The organism is Agrobacterium sp. MCAB5 (genome assembly GCF_052114365.1).
Lineage (GTDB): Bacteria > Pseudomonadota > Alphaproteobacteria > Rhizobiales > Rhizobiaceae > Agrobacterium > Agrobacterium tumefaciens.
The window spans coordinates 488,087-508,332 of sequence record NZ_JBFREP010000002.1; the positions used below are offsets into that span (position 1 = coordinate 488,087).

14 protein-coding genes are annotated in these 20,246 nt (G+C 59.4%); 5 read left to right on the forward strand and 9 right to left on the reverse strand.

The features are described from left to right. Nucleotides 1–45: 45 nt before the first annotated feature. On the reverse strand, nucleotides 46–933 hold the full coding sequence (gene galU, locus AB4Z23_RS07025) for a UTP--glucose-1-phosphate uridylyltransferase GalU (protein ID WP_003511458.1): 888 nt from the start codon (nucleotides 931–933) through the stop codon (nucleotides 46–48). 195 nt (nucleotides 934–1,128) lie between these two features. On the opposite strand from galU, the gene AB4Z23_RS07030 reads away from it, so the two are divergent. From AB4Z23_RS07030 to AB4Z23_RS07045, 4 genes are all read left to right on the forward strand, one after another. Then, nucleotides 1,129–2,352: a lytic murein transglycosylase gene (locus AB4Z23_RS07030; protein ID WP_003511460.1), complete on the forward strand. Its 1,224-nt coding sequence runs from the start codon at nucleotides 1,129–1,131 to the stop codon at nucleotides 2,350–2,352. A 64-nt stretch (nucleotides 2,353–2,416) separates the two neighbouring features. Then, entirely contained in the window at nucleotides 2,417–3,652 is a 1,236-nt protein-coding gene (locus AB4Z23_RS07035; protein WP_035200604.1) for an SGNH/GDSL hydrolase family protein, read from the forward strand. A gap of 206 nt (nucleotides 3,653–3,858) precedes the next feature. Then, on the forward strand, nucleotides 3,859–4,533 hold the full coding sequence (locus AB4Z23_RS07040; RefSeq protein WP_003511462.1) for a response regulator transcription factor: 675 nt from the start codon (nucleotides 3,859–3,861) through the stop codon (nucleotides 4,531–4,533). Continuing rightward, nucleotides 4,530–5,885, forward strand: coding sequence for a sensor histidine kinase (locus AB4Z23_RS07045; RefSeq protein ID WP_065704448.1), 1,356 nt, complete (start codon nucleotides 4,530–4,532; stop codon nucleotides 5,883–5,885). The genes AB4Z23_RS07040 and AB4Z23_RS07045 overlap by 4 nt, the downstream gene beginning before the upstream one ends. A gap of 180 nt (nucleotides 5,886–6,065) precedes the next feature. Here the strand turns inward: AB4Z23_RS07045 and AB4Z23_RS07050 are convergent, their stop codons facing one another. The 3 genes from AB4Z23_RS07050 to gltB are packed head-to-tail and all read right to left on the reverse strand — an operon-like array spanning nucleotide 6,066 to nucleotide 12,448. Further along, nucleotides 6,066–7,520, reverse strand: a complete 1,455-nt coding sequence (locus tag AB4Z23_RS07050; RefSeq protein ID WP_003511464.1) for a glutamate synthase subunit beta — start codon at nucleotides 7,518–7,520, stop codon at nucleotides 6,066–6,068. A gap of 15 nt (nucleotides 7,521–7,535) precedes the next feature. Further along, entirely contained in the window at nucleotides 7,536–7,694 is a 159-nt protein-coding gene (locus AB4Z23_RS07055; protein WP_158006613.1) for a hypothetical protein, read from the reverse strand. 8 nt (nucleotides 7,695–7,702) lie between these two features. Beyond that, nucleotides 7,703–12,448, reverse strand: coding sequence for a glutamate synthase large subunit (gltB, locus tag AB4Z23_RS07060; RefSeq protein WP_003511466.1), 4,746 nt, complete (start codon nucleotides 12,446–12,448; stop codon nucleotides 7,703–7,705). 371 nt (nucleotides 12,449–12,819) lie between these two features. Here gltB and AB4Z23_RS07065 point away from each other — a divergent pair, with 371 nt between their 5' ends. After that, nucleotides 12,820–13,872 carry a threonine aldolase family protein gene (locus AB4Z23_RS07065; protein WP_019564929.1) on the forward strand — a complete coding sequence of 351 codons (1,053 nt, stop codon included), beginning with the start codon at nucleotides 12,820–12,822 and terminating at the stop codon, nucleotides 13,870–13,872. 36 nt (nucleotides 13,873–13,908) lie between these two features. On the opposite strand, the gene AB4Z23_RS07070 is transcribed toward AB4Z23_RS07065, so the two are convergent. From AB4Z23_RS07070 to AB4Z23_RS07090, 5 genes are read right to left on the reverse strand one after another with little or no spacing between them, the layout of a single operon-like run. Then, nucleotides 13,909–14,598, reverse strand: a complete 690-nt coding sequence (locus AB4Z23_RS07070) for a response regulator transcription factor (protein ID WP_003511468.1) — start codon at nucleotides 14,596–14,598, stop codon at nucleotides 13,909–13,911. Nucleotides 14,599–14,616: 18 nt separating this feature from the next. Then, the gene (locus AB4Z23_RS07075) at nucleotides 14,617–17,319 is read right to left on the reverse strand and encodes a sensor histidine kinase (RefSeq protein WP_019564930.1); all 2,703 of its coding nucleotides are present in this window, start codon (nucleotides 17,317–17,319) and stop codon (nucleotides 14,617–14,619) included. Between the two features lie 54 nt (nucleotides 17,320–17,373). Then, the gene (kdpC, locus tag AB4Z23_RS07080) at nucleotides 17,374–17,940 is read right to left on the reverse strand and encodes a potassium-transporting ATPase subunit KdpC (RefSeq protein ID WP_025595364.1); all 567 of its coding nucleotides are present in this window, start codon (nucleotides 17,938–17,940) and stop codon (nucleotides 17,374–17,376) included. A gap of 11 nt (nucleotides 17,941–17,951) precedes the next feature. Then, nucleotides 17,952–20,036 carry a potassium-transporting ATPase subunit KdpB gene (kdpB, locus tag AB4Z23_RS07085; RefSeq protein ID WP_035199695.1) on the reverse strand — a complete coding sequence of 695 codons (2,085 nt, stop codon included), beginning with the start codon at nucleotides 20,034–20,036 and terminating at the stop codon, nucleotides 17,952–17,954. A 44-nt stretch (nucleotides 20,037–20,080) separates the two neighbouring features. Then, nucleotides 20,081–20,245 carry a hypothetical protein gene (locus AB4Z23_RS07090; protein WP_162995269.1) on the reverse strand — a complete coding sequence of 55 codons (165 nt, stop codon included), beginning with the start codon at nucleotides 20,243–20,245 and terminating at the stop codon, nucleotides 20,081–20,083. Nucleotide 20,246: the final 1 nt, after the last annotated feature.

A 20,246-nucleotide genomic window follows, 5' to 3' on the forward strand; every position in this document is an offset into this window, starting at 1 on the left:
GAAATCCCGGCGCGAAGGCCGGGATCCCGTTGTCCAGTTGGTAAATTACTTCAGTCCGTCGATAAGAGCCTTGATCGGCTCCTCGATTGCGGGGCGGATGTCAGCGCGTTCGAGCGCGAAAGCAACGTTGGCAAGAATGAAACCGTCCTTGGCGCCGCAATCGAACGTCTGCCCGCGGAAATGATAGCCAGCGAATTCCTGGGACTTGGCAAGCGTCAACATGCCGTCCGTCAGCTGGATTTCGTTGCCGGCGCCCCGTTCCTGATTTTCCAGAATGTCGAAAATCTCAGGCTGAAGGATGTAGCGACCGTTGATGTAGAAATTCGAAGGTGCCGTACCCTTGGCAGGCTTCTCGACCATTTCAGTGATCTTGAAACCCTCGCCCACGGCGTTACCCACGCCGACGATGCCGTATTTATGCGTCTGATCGGGAGCGCATTCCTGCACCGCGATGACGTTGCCGGCGGTCTGGTCATAAAGTTCGACCATGCCCTTGAGGCAGCTTTTCTGTGAATGCATGATCATATCAGGCAGCAGCACGGCGAAAGGTTCGTCGCCGACGATATCACGCGCACACCAGACCGCATGGCCAAGACCAAGCGGCACCTGCTGACGCGTGAAGCTTGCCGTGCCCGCCTTGGGCAGAAGGCCGGCCAGCAATGTAAGCTCGGCATTCTTGTTGCGCTCGCGCAGCATTTGTTCGAGTTCAAATTGAATATCAAAATAATCTTCAATCACCGCCTTGCCGCGGCCGGTGACAAATACAAAATGCTCGATGCCCGCTTCCGCCGCCTCGTCGACGACGTATTGAATGACCGGCTTGTCAACGACAGTGAGCATTTCTTTCGGAACCGCCTTGGTTGCGGGCAGGAAACGCGTACCCAGACCTGCGACCGGAAATACGGCCTTCCGAATTTTCTTATGTTCTACCACATATCCCTCCTGAGAGATAAAACTTGATCACAATCCCCGCACAGTGTTGTTATTTCAAAAATAACAACGTTTTGTAAAGGGTGACGCTACCATCTATTAATGGTAAAGAATTTGTTGACATTCTTTTGTTATGCATGACGACGCCCGATGCGTTTTCGCAATCGAAATGATATTCGAGAGAACGAAAGACTGACGATGACAAAGATGATCCTTTCAAATGTCCGCAAATTCGGCTGCATGATGGTTGCAGGTCTGGCGATCTCGCTGGCCCCCGTCTCGGCCCGGGCCGATGCTGGGTTCAAGCAGTGGATCAACCAGTTCTACGCAACAGCCGCGAAAGAAGGCATTAGCAAGGCGACCTACCAGAAAGCCTTTGCTGGTGTCAGCGAGCCGGATCCGGATGCGCTGCGCAAGGCGACCTTCCAGCCGGAATTCACCACCCAGATCTGGGATTATCTCGATTCCCGCGTCAACCCCTATACGGTGCGCATCGGCCGCGAGATGAAGATGAAGCACGCGACGACGCTCAACTGGATCGAGCGCAACTTCAACGTCGACAAACATATCATTCTCGCCATCTGGTCGATGGAATCGAATTACGGCGCGGTTCTCGAAAAGCCGGAGCGCCTGCACAATATTCCGCAGGCACTGGCCACGCTCGCCTATTCCGACCCCAAACGCGCCAAGTTCGCGCGCACGCAATTGATCGCCGCACTCAAAATCCTGCAGGCAGGCGATGTCACGCCCAAGCAGCTGACGGGTTCCTGGGCGGGGGCAATGGGCCATACCCAGTTCATTCCGACCAGCTACCTGCTCTATGCTGTCGATGCGGACGGCAACGGTAAGCGCGACATCTGGCACTCGGTTCCGGACGCGCTGGCGACGGCCGCCAATCTACTCGCCAAGAATGGCTGGGAACCCGGCCGGACCTGGGGTTACGAAACAGCCGTGCCGCGTGGCGGCGCCCGTTATGAGGGGCAGACGAAGTCCATTGCGGAATGGACCAAGCTTGGCTTTGCCCGCCCGAACGGCAAGAATTTCACCCGCGGCTCCGATCGCGCCATGCTGAAACTGCAGGGTGGGGCAAATGGTCCAGGTTTCCTGATGATGAAAAACTTCTTCACCATCAAGAAATACAACGCATCCGACAGCTATGCGCTGGCCGTTGGCCTGCTTGCTGACGAGATCGCCGGTTATGGCGGCATGCAGCAGAAATGGCCGCGTCCGGACGGCACGCTGGATATTCGTGAAAAATTCGAACTCCAGACCCGCATGAAGGAACTTGGCTATTACGATGGCGAAGTCGATGGCAATTTCGGCTCCGGCTCGAAGGCGGCGATCAGCGCCATCCAGTCGCGCATGGGCCTCGAAACCGACGGTCAGCCGTCGCAGCGATTGCTGAGAGCACTGCGGAATTGATAATATGCCGGTGAATTCGGCGGCGGTCTTCAACGCCGCCGAAGCATCCGGAAGGATCGATGTCATGAGTAGGAAACCTGCGGCGAAAAGCACAAGTACGGGCTGGCGCATCTGCGCCATCATTCTTTGTGCTGTCTTGTGCACGCCGCTTGTCCCTTCGCAAACCTTCGCCCAGGAACAGCGACGCACCCTTTTCGAAATGCTGTTTGGCCGGCCCGTGGGCCGGGAGGACACGCCCGGCCGCGAATACCAGCCCCGCAGTCGCCGGGATTTCCCGGCTGCCCCGCGTGAAAAATCAGTCACCCGTCCGCAACCCGCAAGAAAAGCGCCTTCGGTGGTTCAAATGCGAACCATAAAACCGGAGCCGACCGCCAAGCTTGAAAATGCCAGGCGTGTTCTGGTCGTCGGTGATTTTCTGGCCGGTGGCATGGGGGAAGAATTGGTCAATGCCTTCGCCAGCTCTCCGGGAATTTCGGTCGATGTGCGCGCGAATGGTTCTTCGGGCCTCGTACGCACGGATTATTACGACTGGTTCGCCAATCTGCCGCAGTTCATAACCGAAACAAATCCCGCCACCATCGTCATCATGATGGGATCGAACGATCGCCAGCAGATGCAGATCGGCGATACCAGGGAAAAATTTGGCACCGATGTCTGGTTCAAGGAATATGAGCGGCGGATCGATGAACTTCTGACCCTTGCCGGCCGCCCGAAGGTGCCGCTGCTGTGGGTTGGCCTGCCGGCCTTCCAGTCAACCTCACTCTCGGCCGATCTCGTCGGCTTCAACCGGCTTTATCGCAGCCATATCGAAAAATACGGCGGCGAATTCGTCGATGTCTGGGACGGCTTTGTCGACGAGGCCGGTAAATTTGTCATCACCGGCTACGACATGAACGGGCAGCAGGCCCGTCTGCGTGAGGCAGATGGCGTCGGCATGACGCAGGCCGGCAAACGCAAGCTTGCTTTTTACGTCGAGAAATTCGTGCGCAGGCACCTCGACAGCGCCGGACCGGACCTCGTGAAACTGGACGGCAGCAATTTGCCTGCACTCACCTCCCTGCCCGCGCTTGGCATCGACGCGGGACAGGTGCGCACCCAGCCGATCAGCCTGACCGATCCGAACCTCGATGGCGGTGACAAGCTGCTTGGCGATGTCCCCTCGACGGCCGTATCGGCACGTGTCTCGGTGGTGGAATCGCCACGCGAACGGCTGACCAAGCGGGGCGAGATGGCCGATGCACCGGCGGGTCGTATCGATGACTACCGGATTGTCCCGGATACTGCTCAGGCCAGACAGTAGCCACTTCTCCGCCGTCGCTACGGCTCGAACCGGCGTAATGTTGAGGCAACCCGGCAATGGCAGGATAAATTCAGCTTTGCAGCAAATGCGGGGTCGGCCAATTGCCCTCCCCTGCCCGCGTCTTACTGCACGGTGATATTTATCCGATGCCCCCGCGCCCCTTCCTCTCCGGGAAGGCGTACGCCAGACACTGCCGAGAACAATTCATGCGCCTGCTGCTTGTTGAAGACGAACGCGAAATGGCAGCAGCCCTTTCCGCCGCCCTGCACCGGTTCGATATCATCGTGGACAATGTCGGCACGCTCGATCTTGCCCGGCATGCGATCATGGACGGTGTTCACGATCTTGTCGTACTCGACCGGCAATTGCCCGATGGCGATGGCATCCAGCTTATAGAAGATCTGCGTCTGCTTCCCGTCACACCGCCCGTCATCGTGCTGACAGCGCAAGGCACGCTTGCGGATCGGGTGAACGGCCTGAACCTTGGTGCGGACGATTATCTGGCCAAGCCCTTCGCTGTCGAGGAACTCCTTGCTCGCATCCGCGCCCTGATGCGCCGGCCAGCCGGCAGCGTGACGATGACGGCGAAACTGGGCAAGCTGGAATTTTGCTTCGAAACCCGCGAAGTCCGCATCAAGGGAGAGTTTATTCCCCTGACCAGACGCGAATTGCTGATCCTTGAAGCCCTGTTGCGTCGGCAGGGCAGAACGGTGCTGCGATCGGTACTGGAAGAGGCGGTTTATAATTTCGACGATGAAATCCAGTCGAATGCGCTTGATTCCCATATCTCCCGTCTGCGCCGCAAATTGCAGGCAGCGGATGCGGGTCTGGAGGTTCACGGTATTCGCGGCGTCGGTTATCTGCTGAGGGCGGCCTCATGAAATCGGCCGGAAGGAAATCGCTCAAGCGACGCCTGACCATTCAATTGCTGCTTTTCCAGATCGGCAGCCTTTTCATCGTCACTGCCGCCTTCGTCGCTTACCTGTCCAGCGGCGCTTCGGGCAGCGCCCTTCTCAGCCCGGCAGCGGCCCAGATTACAGCCAATGCCATCATGCGTGACAAGGATGGCCGGCTGATGCTTGACGAAACAAATGAATTTGTCGAGCTGCGCGACAGCATGCCCGGTTTCTGGTTCGTTGCAGTCAGCGAGAAAGGTGAGATCGTGCAGGGTGGGCCGGTGCCTGAGGCCTTTAGCAACATGGATCAACAGCTTAGCGACGTCAAAGTGTCGGACGTACGCGATGCGGCATTGTCCTACTCCTATCTTGCTGTCTTGCGAATCGCCGTCGTGCGTCGTGCATCGGGACCGGCGGGCGAATTCGTTATGGTCGGCAAGGGCGGAGCCTTCAGTATGGCATTCCCGGTCCTGCTGTTCTCCAACATACTGATCATGCCGATCCTCCTTATCATGTCCATTGTGACAATCGTGACCATTCCATGGATCATCCGTCGGGAATTTTTCGCACTTTCCGCAATTGCGCGAACGGCGGAAAGCATCGACATCGACAAGCGCGGATATCGATTGCCGGATGGCGATATTCCATGGGAGGTGCAGCCGCTCGTGCATGCCGTCAACGGCGCGCTGAAACGGCTGGACGATGGTTACGAGCGGCACAAGCGCTTCATTCTCGACGCCGCCCATGAATTGCGGACCCCTGTCGCCATTCTCCAGACCCGTGTCGAAACGTTGCTGGACGGACCGGACCGGAGCCGGATATTAGCCGATGCCAGCCGTCTCGCCGTGCTTGCCGAACAGTTGCTCGATCTGCAACGACTTGGCGGGCAAAAGGCGCCGCTTATTCCACTAGATCTTGTTGGCCTCTGCCGGTCTGTCGTCGCTGATATGGCGCCGCTTGCAATCTCTCAAGGCTACGAACTTTCGTTCGAGCCGGACGAAGAGCCGATCCTCGCCCTTGCCGATGACGCCTCGCTGCAACGCGCCCTGATGAACGTCGTGCAAAACGCCATCGAACATGGCGGCAATCGCGGAACGATCACCATAAAAGTGGGGGCCAACCGCGTGATCGACATATCCGACCAAGGCAACGGAATTCCCGAAGAGGACCGGGAAGCCGTGTTTGACGCATTTCACCGGTTGATACCGAAGGATCGCGGTACCGGGCTCGGTCTCAATCTCGTGCAGGAAATCGTCCGCTACCATGGAGGGGAGATCACCATCAGTGATTCCCCATCCGGCGGCGCCTCCTTCCGTATCAGCCTTCCCTATTGCTGACACGAACCCCGTCTTCGGAAGCACGTAGTGTCATCGCAATTCTCAGGCGCGATATGTTGCCGTCCCCCTGCATGCGACACCTCCATCGCGTTTCGGTTCTCCAGTCAACCGAAAGGCCTGTTGTGAAACACAACAGGCCTTTTTGTTTTCGTTACGACGGCTTGCGCCGCGTCAACTCGCTCAGCGCGGAAGGACGGTTGCGCCCATCAGCTCTTCGTCGATCGCACGTGCGGCCTGACGGCCTTCGCGGATTGCCCAGACCACCAGCGACTGGCCACGGCGAACGTCGCCCGCCGCCCACAGCTTGTCGACCGAGGTCTTGTAGTCCGTTTCGTTGGCGATCACGTTGGTGGAGCCGCGACGATCGGTGTTGAGCGACAGCTTGCCATCCATTTCCTTCAGCACGCTATCGGTGAAAGGACCGGAAAAACCGATGGCGATGAAGGCGAGATCAGCCTTGATGATAAATTCCGTACCGGCAATGGGCTTGCGCCGGTCGTCCACCTGACAGCACTTCACACCCGTCAAAACGCCGTCTTCACCGACGAATTCAAGCGTGGCAACCTGGAACTCGCGAACGGCACCTTCTGCCTGCGAAGAAGAGGTGCGCATTTTCGTTGCCCAGAAGGGCCATACGGCAAGCTTGTCTTCCTTTTCCGGCGGCATCGGGCGGATATCGAGCTGGGTGACTTTAACCGCACCCTGACGGAAGGCCGTGCCGACGCAGTCAGACGCCGTATCGCCACCGCCGACGACGACGACATGCTTGCCGCCGGCGAGGATCGGATCGGCCGGCCAGCCGATGCTGTCGATGTTTTCGCGGCCAACGCGGCGGTTCTGCTGCACGAGATAGGGCATGGCGTCGTAAACGCCATTGAAATCGGCGCCACCGATGCCAGCCGGGCGCGGAGTTTCCGAACCGCCGCAATAAAGAACCGCATCGTGATCAGCCAGAAGCGCTTCGACCGTTACATCCACGCCGACGTTGACGCCGCAATGGAAGGTAACACCTTCACCCTTGATCTGCTCGACACGGCGGTCGATGAAGTTCTTCTCCATCTTGAAATCCGGAATACCGTAACGCAGCAAACCGCCGGGCTTTGATTCACGCTCGTAAACGTGGACCTCATGACCGGCGCGGCCAAGCTGCTGCGCTGCCGCCATGCCGGAAGGACCGGAACCGATGATGGCGACCTTCTTGCCGGTGTGGATCGTCGCCGGCTTCGGCACGATAAAGCCCAGCTCGTAGGCCTTGTCGGCAATCGCCTGCTCCACGGTCTTGATGGCGACCGGTGCATCCTCGAGGTTCAGCGTGCAGGCTTCCTCGCAGGGTGCCGGACAGACGCGGCCGGTGAATTCCGGGAAGTTGTTGGTGGAATGGAGGTTGCGGATCGCCTCTTCCCAATTGTTGTTATAAACCAGATCGTTCCAGTCGGGGATCTGGTTGTGCACGGGACAGCCCGTCGGGCCGTGACAGTAGGGAATGCCGCAATCCATGCAGCGCGCCGCCTGCTTCTGCACCTCGGCATCCGACATCGGAATGGTGAATTCGCGGAAATGGCGGATACGGTCCGATGCGGGCTGATACTTGCCCACCTGCCGGTCGATCTCAAGAAAACCTGTAACCTTGCCCACGTTTATGTCCTCACATCAAAGCGGAGCGCCTGTTAGGCCCCAGTACCAGTAAGCGAAACCGAAAGCCGCCCCCAATACGATGAATTCAAATCCGGTCTCGCCGCTTGTCCAATAGATCACCATGGGAACGGCGACCGCGATCATCAGCGAGACCAGTTGGTGTAGTATCCCCACGCGGCGGATTATTCCGCCGCGACGCCCATACGCATGCGCTCCATTTCCTCAAGCGCACGACGGTATTCGACCGGCATGACCTTGCGGAATTTCGGACGGAACTCGCTCCAGCGGTCGAGTATATCCTTGGCGCGTGCAGAGTTGGTGTAGTGGAAGTGATTGGAAATCAGCTGGTAGAGCCGCTCCTCGTCGTGACGCGTCATGTCCTCGGATACGTCAACGCGTCCCTTGTGCATGAGGTCGCCACCGTGATGGTGCAGCTTCTCGAGCATGTCGTCCTCTTCCGGAACCGGCTCCAGCTCGACCATGGCCATGTTGCAGCGGGTGGCGAAATCGCCCTTCTCGTCGAGAACGTAAGCCACGCCACCGGACATGCCGGCCGCGAAGTTGCGGCCCGTCTCGCCGAGCACCACGACAATACCGCCCGTCATATATTCGCAACCGTGGTCGCCGACACCTTCGACAACCGCGACCGCGCCGGAGTTGCGCACTGCAAAGCGCTCACCCGCAACACCACGGAAATAGCACTCGCCGGTGATGGCGCCGTAAAGAACGGTGTTGCCGACAATGATCGAGTTTTCAGCGACGATACGGGTGTTTTCCGGCGGGCGCACGATGATGCGGCCACCCGAAAGACCCTTGCCGACATAGTCGTTGCCGTCACCCACCAGATCGAAGGTGATGCCGCGAGCGAGAAACGCGCCGAAGGACTGACCAGCCGTGCCGCGCAGCGTCACGTGGATCGTATCGTCCTTCAGACCCTTATGGCCCCAGCGCTTGGCAAGCGCGCCTGACAGCATGGCACCGGCGGAACGGTCGACGTTCTTGATCGGCACTTCGAAAACGACAGGCTCGCGGTTTTCCAGCGACGGTAGCGACTTCTCGATCAGCTTGCGATCGAGAATATCGTCGATCGGGTGCTTCTGACGCTCGGTCCAGAAAGTTGCCTCCTTGGGAGCCTCTACCTTGTGGAAGATGCGGCTGAAATCCAGACCCTTGGCCTTCCAGTGCGCCAGCATCTCATCCTTTTCGAGAAGTTCGGAAGCGCCGATGATCTCGTCCAGCTTGGTAACGCCAAGCGAGGCGAGTATTTCGCGCACTTCTTCAGCCACGAAGAAGAAGTAGTTGATGACGTGTTCCGGCGTGCCCTTGAAGCGCTTGCGCAGAACCGGGTCCTGCGTTGCGACGCCGACGGGGCAGGTGTTCAGATGGCACTTGCGCATCATGATGCAGCCCGCAGCAATCAGCGGCGCGGTGGCAAAGCCGAATTCATCCGCACCAAGCAGCGCGCCGATGATGACGTCGCGGCCGGTCTTCAGACCACCATCCACCTGCAGCGCGATGCGCGAACGAAGGCCGTTCAGCACCAGCGTCTGCTGGGTTTCGGCAAGGCCGATTTCCCAAGGCGAACCGGCATGCTTCAGCGACGTCAGCGGCGAAGCACCGGTGCCGCCATCGAAACCGGCGATGGTGATATGGTCGGCGCGCGCCTTGGCGACACCCGCCGCAACCGTGCCAACGCCCACTTCCGACACGAGCTTCACAGAAACATCTGCTTCCGGGTTGACGTTCTTCAGGTCGTAGATCAGCTGCGCCAGATCTTCGATGGAGTAGATATCGTGGTGTGGCGGCGGCGAAATGAGGCCGACGCCCGGCGTGGAGTGACGGGTTTTTGCAACCGTGGCATCCACCTTGTGGCCGGGCAGCTGGCCGCCTTCGCCGGGCTTGGCACCCTGCGCGACCTTGATCTGCAACATGTCGGCATTGACGAGATATTCCGTCGTAACACCAAAGCGGCCGGATGCGATCTGCTTGATGGCGGAACGCTCGGGGTTCGGCTTGCCGTTCAGAAGCGGCATGTAACGGTCGGATTCTTCGCCGCCTTCGCCGGTGTTGGACTTGCCGCCGATGCGGTTCATCGCAATCGCAAGCGTGGTATGCGCCTCGCGGCTGATCGAGCCGAAGGACATGGCGCCAGTCGAGAAGCGCTTGACGATATCGACCGCCGGTTCGACGTCGTCGATGGAAACCGGCTTGCGGCCGAGCGCTTCCGCCGATTTGACCTTGAACAGGCCGCGAATGGTGTTCATGCGCAGCGCCGTCTCATTCACCATGTCGGCAAATTCACGGTAGCGCTCCTGGCTGTTGCCGCGCACGGCGTGTTGCAGCGAGGCGACGGCATCCGGCGTCCAGGCGTGGCTTTCGCCGCGCATGCGATAGGCATATTCGCCGCCGATATCGAGCGTGTTGGCAAGGATCGGATCCTTGCCGAAAGCCGCCGTGTGGCGCGTTACGGTTTCTTCGGCGATCTCGGTCAGACCCACGCCCTCGATGGAGGTGGCGGTGCCGAAGAAATACTTCTCGACGAATTCCGACGACAGGCCGATGGCGTCGAAAATCTGCGCGCCGCAATAGGACTGGTAGGTGGAAATGCCCATCTTGGACATGACCTTGAGGATGCCCTTACCCACCGCCTTGATGTAGCGATAGACGACTTCGTCGTCCGACACTTCCTTCGGGAAGGCGCCGTGCTTGTGCATGTCGAGCAGCGTGTCGAAGGCGAGGTAGGGGTTGATCGCCTCCGCGCCATAGCCAGCGAGCAGACAGAAATGATGGATTTCGCGCGGTTCGCCGGTTTCAACGACGAGGCCGACCGAGGTGCGCAGACCCTTGCGGATCAGGTGGTGATGCACAGCAGCCGTCGCCAGCAGCGCGGGGATCGCAATCCGGTCCGGGCCGAGCTGGCGGTCGGACAGAACGATGATGTTGTAACCACCGCGAACAGCGGATTCAGCCCGCTCGCACAGGCGGTCGAGCATGTCAGGCATGCCTTCGGCGCCGCGCTCCACATCATAGGTGAAGTCGAGCGTCTTGGTATCGAAACGGTCTTCGGTGTGGCCGATGGAGCGGATCTTTTCCAGATCGCCATTGGTGAGGATCGGCTGGCGCACTTCCAGACGCTTGGCACGGGCCGCACCCTCGTGATCGAGAAGGTTCGGGCGTGGGCCAATGAACGAAACGAGGCTCATCACCAGTTCTTCGCGGATCGGATCGATCGGCGGGTTGGTCACCTGCGCGAAGTTCTGCTTGAAATAGGTGTAAAGCAGCTTGGACTTGTCCGACATGGCCGAAATCGGCGTATCGGTACCCATCGAGCCGATGGCTTCCTGGCCCGTTGTTGCCATCGGCGACATCAGGAGCTTGGTATCTTCGCTGGTGTAACCGAAGGCCTGCTGGCGATCGAGCAACGACACGTCACGCCGCAGCGCCCGTGGCTCCACCGGCTTCAGATCCTCAAGAATGAGCTGGGTGCGGTCTAGCCAGGTGCGATAGGGGTGCTTGGCAGCAAGCTCGTGCTTCACGTCCTCGTCGGAAATGATCGAGCCCTTTTCCATGTCGATCAGCAGCATCTTGCCGGGCTGCAAACGCCACTTCTTGATGATGCGTTCTTCCGGAACCGGCAGCGTGCCGGCTTCCGACGCCATGATGACGCGGTCGTCGTCGGTGACGAGATAGCGCGCCGGGCGCAAACCGTTACGGTCGAGGGTTGCGCCGATCTGCTTGCCATCGGTGAAGGCAACGGCGGCCGGGCCGTCCCACGGCTCCATAAGCGCGGCATGATATTCGTAGAAAGCCTTGCGTTCAGCCGACATGGACAAGTTGCCCGACCAGGCTTCCGGGATCAGCATCATCACGGCATGGGCCATGGAGTAACCGCCGCGCACGAGGAATTCGAGCGCGTTGTCGAAGCAGGCGGTGTCCGACTGGCCTTCATAGGAAATCGGCCAGAGCTTGGAGATATCGTCACCGAACAGCGCCGACGAAACAGACGCCTGACGCGCCGCCATCCAGTTGACGTTGCCGCGCAGCGTGTTGATCTCGCCGTTATGGGCGACCATGCGATAGGGATGCGCGAGCTTCCAGGACGGGAAGGTGTTGGTGGAGAAACGCTGGTGCACCAGCGCAACCGCGGATTCGAAACGCGGGTCCGCCAGATCCTTGTAATAGGCCCCAACCTGATAGGCGAGGAACATGCCCTTGTAGACGATGGTGGAGGAGGACAGCGAGACGGGATAGAAATCCTGCGTTTCCTTGCCGCCGCCCTCGTCGTAGATGCGGTTGGAGAGAACCTTGCGGATCAGGAACAGCTTGCGCTCGAAGTCATGATTGGTCGCCGCATCGCGGCCGGCGCCGATGAAAACCTGAACATGGTGCGGTTCGGTGCCAGCGATATCGGGTGCCTTGGAAAGGGAAGAATTGTCGACTGGCACGTCGCGGAAGCCGAGGAACTGCTGTCCCTCCTCGCCGATCACGTCGACAATGACCTTCTTGTAGTGATCGATACGGGACGGATCGCGCGGCATGAAGATGTGGCCAACGGCATATTCGCCAGCTTTCGGCAGCGTCACACCCTGGCTCGCCATTTCCTCGCGGAAAAAGCGGTCGGGGATCTGCACGAGAATGCCCGCACCATCGCCCATCAGCGGATCAGCGCCGACAGCACCGCGATGTGTCAGGTTTTCAAGAATGAACAGGCCGTCCTTGACGATCTGGTGCGACTTCTGACCCTTCATATGGGCAACAAAGCCGACGCCGCAGGCATCGTGCTCATTGCGCGGATCGTAAAGACCCTGCTTTTCCGGCAGGCCGCCCGCGAAACGCCCCTTCGCAGAAACGGGTGCGGCCGCAGCCGCGGTGGGACAGTCTGTGGTCAGGGTTGCGGCGACGTTGTCTGCCTGCAGCTTGTTTGTCATTTTCGTCCCTCCTGCAAAATTACTTGCATGGTTTCATGCGAAGATCCGGCTCGACACGAATTTCGCTTTCCGAAAAATCCGCATTCAATCCGGCTCGACCAAATTTAGGACAGCAAAGCTGTCTCAATTCGAGAGAATTTTGGCAGAAACCCGCGGGTTTAGCAAGGGTGCGAATCCAATTAGTCGCAGTGCCGATTTGCAGCGAAGTTTCGATACTGACCCATTGCGCGAAACTTTCTTGTCACAAAACGCTTCGGGCCGTTGCTTTCATTGCCGGATTTGCCAACCGCGAGGTTAGGTCCTAGAACTTTGCGGATCATCGTCAACGCATTCCCAACACCAGCACAACAGCCATCGGAAAGCTTTCAGAGATGTTTTTTGCCTCAGACAACTGGGCCGGCGCCCACCCTGCCATCAACGAGCGCCTTTCGCGGGAATCCACCCGATTTGCGGCTGCCTATGGCACCAGCGCCCTCGACCTTTCCATAGAAAAGCGCTTCAATGAAATATTCGAACGCGAAGTGGCGGTGTTTTTCGTCGCCACAGGTACGGCGGCCAATTCTCTTTCGCTGGCAAGCATTGCCCGCCCCGGCGGCCTGACCTTCTGTCATTCCGAAGCCCATGTGATCGAGGATGAATGTGGAGCGCCGGATTTCTTCTCCGGCATGCGCATGGTTGCCGTCGAGGGACCGAACGGCAAAATGCTGCCGGAAAATCTGATCGAGCGCATTTCGCGCTATCCGCAGGACGCCGTTCATCACGGACGCGCCGCAGCGGTTACGATGACACAGGCAACCGAGGCCGGTACTGTCTATACGCTCGATGAAATCGACGCGATTGCCAAAATCGCCAAGGAGAACGGCCTGCCGCTGCATATGGACGGCGCGCGCTTTGCCAATGCGCTTGCCGCACTCGGCACCACGCCCGCCGAAATGACCTGGAAACGCGGCGTTGATGTGCTCTCTTTCGGTGGCACGAAAAACGGCTGCTGGTGCGCGGAAGCGATCGTGTTTTTCGACCCCGCGCTCGCCAAAGACTTCGCCTTCCTGCGCAAGCGCACCGCCCAGCTTTTTTCGAAGTCGCGCTTCATCGCCGCACAATTCGAAGCCTATCTGCAGGACGATCTCTGGTTGGGTCTCGCAAGCCACGCCAATGCCATGGCCAATCGGCTGCGGGCCGGCTTCGCCTCGCTTAACAGTGCCCGTCTGGCATGGCCAACCACTGCAAACGAGGTTTTCGCCATTCTGCCGAAAGCCGCCGCTGAAGCGGCAACGGAGAAAGGCGCGAAGTTCTACGACTGGCTGGTGCCCCGCGATATGCCGGAAAAGGTCGGAAAGGACGAGGTGCTGATCCGCATGGTCACCAGCTTCGCAACGACCGAGGCTGATGTCGACGAATTCCTGTCGATCTGCGCCGCCGTCTGACAAAACATTCGGGGGCGCCGTTTCTTAACGGCGCCCTCAAACCTCCTGCAGCCGGTAGCCGACACCAGTTTCCGTAAGGATATAGCGCGGCTGATCCGGAATTTTTTCGATCTTCTGGCGAAGCTGGCGTACGTAAACGCGCAAATATTGCACGTCGGTCAACTCGTCCCACACATGCTCCAGCAGGAAACGGTGCGTCAGCACCTTGCCCGCATGCTGGACCAGGACCCGCAGAATATCATATTCCTTGGGCGAGAGTTTCACCTCCCGGTCCTCCACCTTGACGATGCGTCTGACGAGATCGACCGAAAGATCGCCGGTATGAAACACCGGTCTCTCACCCTGGCTCTGAAGGCGATGGCGCAGGGCGACACGAATGCGGGCAACAAGCTCGTTCATGCCGAAAGGCTTGGTGATGTAATCGTCGGCACCCAGCTCCAGTGCCTTGACGATACCCGCCTCGTCAGTGCGGCTGGAAAGAATGATGACGGGTAGGGAAAGTCCCTCGCCCCGCCATTTCTCCAGAAGCTCGTGTCCCGACATATCCGGAAGACCGAGATCAAGGACCACGAGATCGGGCTTGTCCTCGTTCATCAACTCCATCGCGACGCGGGCATTCATCGCCTCGCTGACCGCATAGTCCTGCGTCGAGAGACCGACCCGCAAAAGTTTGCGGATCGGCGGTTCATCGTCGACGATCAGAATGCGAACGGCGGAATTGGTCATTGCCGATCTCCTTCAGCCCTAGTCATGATTCAGCACCGGCACTTCGGCGGGAACGGGCAGGCTTATGGTAAATTGCGCGCCCGTGCGACCTGATCTGTTTTCAGCGCGGATAGATCCACCCATGGCCTCGATAAACCCCTTGCAGATGGAGAGCCCGAGGCCGGTCCCGGCCTGCACATGGTCCGCCTTGCGCACACGGTAGAAACTGTCGAACACCCGCTCGGTATCATCAGGGGGAATACCCGGCCCCTCGTCGGCAACGGACAGGAAGACATGTCTGCCCTGCCGCCACCCGCGAATCTGGATTAGGGTTTGTTCGGGCGCGTATTTGGCGGCATTGTCGATCAGATTGAACAGAACCTGCTCAAAAAGCACCGGATCGACCTTCAGCATCGGCAGATCGGAGGGAATGTCCAGAACGATCTCGTGCCTGACAATTATTTTCGCCGCGCGTGAAAGCGCTGTTCCGACCATATCGCCAACAAAGTGCAATCCGTAATTCGGCTCCATCGCGCCCGAACCGATCCTCGTCATATCGAGCAGGTTGGAAATGAAGCGGTTCAGCCGTTCGGATTCCTCGACGATGGTTAGAAGCAGTTCGGTGCGCGCCTCGAGCGGAATGTCGTCGGCGAAATCCTTCAGCGTTCCGGCGGAACCCAGAATGGCGGCGAGCGGCGTTTTCAGGTCGTGGGAGATGGAGGTCAAAAGCGCGGTGCGCAGCCGGTCGGTTTCCGCCGCAAGCCTTGCCCGATCGACATCCGAAACCAGCTGGATGCGCTCGATGGCAAGTGCCGCCTGATCCGCCAGCGCATCGAAAAGCCGCTGCTGCTCAGGTGTGAAAAGCGGGCCAAGCCGGTCGTCGTCCAGCCCCACCACCCCGACGGCGCCGCTGCCGGTGCGCAGCGGCAGATAAAGGCGTTTGGCACCCGGGAGCGTATCGGCGCCCCGGCCTGCAGCCTTGTTATGTTCCCAGGCCCAGTGAGCGGCCGCAATGTCCGCATCCACGAGCGTGTCATCGGGCGGATAGCCCGCCTTGACGGTGATCGAATTGTTTTCGGGCAGAAGCAGGACGACCCTGACTTTCAGCATCGACGCCATCTGGAACGCGGTTGCCCACAATACGTCATCCAGCGTGCCGGTAACCGCGAGTTTTTTGGAAAAAAGGTACAAATCTTCCGTGGTTCGCGCACGCATCCGTGCAGCTGCGGCCTGCCGCTGCACCGCCGCAGTCAGATTTGAGGCGACAAGCGCCACACCGAGATAGAACAGCAGCGCCACAACGCTTTCGGGATCGCGGACAGTCAGGGTATAACGCGGTTCAAGAAAGAAAAAATTGAACGCAAAGGCACCAAGCAGGGAAGCATAAAGGCCAGGCCCCAGCCCTCCGCGCACGGCCGCCGCAAAAACCGCCATCAGGAACACCAGCGCCAGATTTTGAACATCAAGGGCTTGGTCAAGTACGATGCCGGCTACGATTGCCAGTCCGACAAACAGGGTGCTGTTGAGATAGGGCAGTATCGAAAACCGCGATTGAGCCGTTGCCGGCTTCACGGTCTGGACCGGCTTCTCCGCGTTTTTGTCGCCGGAAATGACATGCACGCTGATATCGCCGGCATGGTCTATCAAATCATGCGTCAGCGAACGCTGCAGAATTCTCTGCCACCACGACCTTCTGGGACGGCCGATGATGATGTGGGTGAAGTTATTGGCGTTGGCATAGGATATGATTTCGTGCGTCAGGTCGAGCGCCGGCAGTGTTACTGTCTCGCCGCCCAACTGCTGCGCGAGCCGCATGGTGCCGGCCAGCCGATCCTTCTCCGCCTCCGACAATTGCTGAGAGCGAGGCGTGTCCAGATGCAGTGCCGTCCACGGCGCGCGCAGGCGATCGGCCTGCCTACGGGCATAACGCACCAGACCGGGGCCGTTGCCGCCGTGGTCCAGACAGACCAGAACACGGTCTCCCGCAGCCCACGGCCCGGAGATGGCGTGCGACTGCATGTGGTTGAGCAATTGCTCGTCCACCCGTTGCGCTGTGCGCCGTAGCGCAAGCTCGCGCAGGGCCGTCAGATTGCCGCGCGAAAAATAGTTCTCGATGGCGCGCCGCGCGGTGCGGGGCATATAGACCTTGCCGTCCTGCAGGCGCTTGATCAGATCGTCGGGGGTGATATCGATGATCTCAACATCGTCAGCCCGGTCAATGATGCTGTCCGGCACCGTTTCGCGCACGCGGATACGGGTGATCTGCGCCACCACATCGTTCAGGCTTTCCACATGCTGAATGTTCAATGTCGTATAGACATCGATGCCCTGCGCGAGAATTTCCTGAACATCCATATAGCGCTTGGGATGCCGGCTGCCGGCCGCATTGGTGTGGGCCAGCTCATCGACCAGAACCAGCGCCGGTCGACGGGCGAGAATGGCGTCGAGATCCATCTCGTTCAGCGACTGGCCGCGATAATCAATGTTCCGGCGCGCAATGATCTCGAAACCCTGCACAAGTGTTTCGGTTTCCTTGCGGCCATGCGTTTCCACGACACCGATAATGGTATCGACACCATCTGCGAGTTTTGCCCGGCCAGACATCAGCATTTCATAGGTCTTGCCGACACCGGGAGCTGCGCCCAGAAAAATCTTCAGCCGCCCTCGCGCCTCGCGCCGGGCGTTTTCAAGCAGCGCATCCGGCGATGGTCTGCTCGGCATATCACGATTATCGTCAGGCATTTAACTCACCAGTGGACAAGCTATGGCTTCCAAAGAAGCCATAGCCATTTCAGTTCATGAGCCGGCTGCGTCAAGAGCCATGTTGAGAGCCAGCACATTTACAACGGGCTCGCCCATGAAGCCCAATTCAGGCGCCTCCACATGGGCGTCGACGACGGCGCGCAGTGACGCTTCGTTCATGCCCCTTGCCTTGGCGACACGCGAGACCTGAAAATAGGCGGCCTCAGGCGACACATGCGGGTCAAGACCGCTGCCCGATGCCGTCACCAGATCAATGGGAACCTCGGCTGCCGAATTTTCGGCTTTAGCAGCCTCGTAGTCCTGCTTCACCCGGTCGATAAGCTTTGCGCTCGTCGGTCCCAGGTTGGAGCCGGAAGACGACGCGGCATTGTAGCCGTCGCCGGCAGCTGACGGCCTGCCGTGGAAATATTTCTCGCCGGTGAAGGCCTGCCCTATCAATTGCGACCCGACAACAGTCCCATTCTTCTCGATCAGACTGCCATTTGCCTGGAAGGGAAAGATAGCCTGTGCAAGGCCCGTCATTCCAAGAGGATAGGCAAGGCCGGTGATTGCGGTGGTGGCAAGGATCAGCACCAGTGCGGGACGTAGCTGTTTCAACATTTCCATACTCCTCAGGCGAGACCAAGCGCCGTAATGGCGAGGTCAATGGCCTTGATGCCGATGAAGGGCACGATAATGCCGCCCAGACCATAGATGACCAGATTGCGCGACAGCAGCGCCCCGGCCCCGATCGGGCGGTATTTGACGCCCTTCAGCGAGAGCGGGATGAGCGCGATGATGATGAGCGCGTTGAAGATGATGGCAGACAGGATCGCACTTTGCGGTGTCGAAAGACCCATGACATTCAGCACGCCAAGCTGCGGATAGAAGGCCAGGAACATTGCCGGGATGATGGCGAAATATTTGGCGATGTCGTTGGCGATGGAGAATGTGGTTAGCGCGCCGCGCGTCATCAGCAATTGCTTGCCGATTTCGACGATTTCGATGAGCTTGGTCGGATCGCTGTCGAGATCGACCATGTTGCCAGCCTCGCGCGCTGCGACCGTGCCGGTGTTCATGGCGACACCCACATCGGCCTGCGCCAGTGCGGGCGCATCGTTCGTGCCGTCACCGCACATGGCGACGAGCTTGCCCTTGGCCTGTTCCTCGCGGATAAGCTCCAGCTTGTTTTCCGGGGTCGCCTGGGCGAGGAAATCGTCCACCCCTGCTTCCGCCGCGATGGCAGCGGCCGTCATGGGATTGTCGCCGGTGATCATCACCGTGCGGATGCCCATGCGGCGAAGTTCGGCGAAGCGCTCGCGAATGCCGCCCTTGACGATATCCTTCAGCTGCACGACGCCGAGCAGCTTTCCGTCGCGCACGACGGCAAGCGGTGTGCCGCCTGTCTTGGCTATCTCTTCCGCGATCGTGCGGATGTCGCGCGTTACATCCGTTTCGGTTTTAACGGCAAGCGCCGTATTGCCTTGCTGCGTAACACCGCCATCGACATAGGAAAGAACGGCATCGACAGCCCCCTTGCGAATGGAAGAGCCTTCGAAATCCACACCGCTCATGCGGGTCTGGGCGGTGAAGGGCACGAAAGTGGCGTGCAGTTTCTGCATGTCGCGGGCACGGATGCCGTATTTTTCCTTGGCGAGAACGACGATGGAACGGCCTTCCGGCGTTTCGTCGGCAAGCGATGCAAGCTGCGCCGCATCGGCCAGTTCCTGTTCGGAAACACCGGTGACGGGGCGGAATTCGGTTGCCTGGCGGTTGCCGAGCGTTATCGTGCCGGTCTTGTCGAGCAGCAGCGTGTCGACGTCGCCGGCGGCTTCCACCGCGCGGCCGGACATGGCAAGCACGTTGAAACGCACCAGCCTGTCCATGCCGGCAATGCCGATCGCCGACAAGAGAGCGCCGATGGTCGTCGGGATGAGCGTCACAAACAGCGCCACCAGCACGATGATCGGGATGGAGCCACCGGCATAGGCCGCAAAGCTCGGAATGGTCGCGGTGGCCAGAACGAAGATGAGCGTCATGCCCGCAAGCAGAATGTTGAGCGCGATTTCGTTCGGCGTCTTCTGGCGCTCGGCGCCTTCAACGAGCGAAATCATCCGGTCGAGGAAGGTGGAGCCGGCAGCAGCGGTGATGCGAACCCTTATCCAGTCCGACAGCACCTGCGTACCACCGGTGACAGCCGAGCGATCGCCGCCGGATTCGCGGATAACAGGGGCGGATTCGCCCGTTATTGCCGCTTCATTGACTGAGGCAACACCTTCGATGACTTCACCGTCGGACGGAATGATGTCGCCAGCCTCGACGAGAACGACATCGTTCACCTTGAGGCCAGCGCCGGCTACCATGGTGTATTGGCTACGATCATCACCGGTCAGAAGTTTCGCCTGGGTTTCCGTGCGGGTTTTCCGCAGCGAATCCGCCTGCGCCTTGCCGCGCCCTTCGGCTACGGCCTCGGCGAAATTGGCGAAGAGAACGGTGAACCAAAGCCATAGATTGATCTGGAAGGAAAAGCCGAGATTTGCATTGCCGATGATGAGATCGCGAACGAACAGCACGGTAGTCAGCACCGATACCGTTGCCACGACAAACATGACCGGATTGCGCGCAAGCGTGCGCGGATTGAGCTTTTTGAATGCGTCGGCAATTGCCGGAACGAGAATGCGAGAATCAAGGATGCTCGCTTGTTTGGACTGGCTCATGAAGAGACTCCAGCGTTTGAAACAGGGCGACCGATGAGGGTCGATCAGCCCGTGAGAACTTCGAGAGCGCAGACGGCGGCGAACAGAGCCGCCATCATTGCAAGAATGAGATTGGATGCGCACCAGCCGCCCGGGCCGGCGCTCCCGTGAACAGGAGCGCCAGTGCGGACAGGAAGGGTGCGGTTACGTCGGGGAGTATCCTTCGTCATG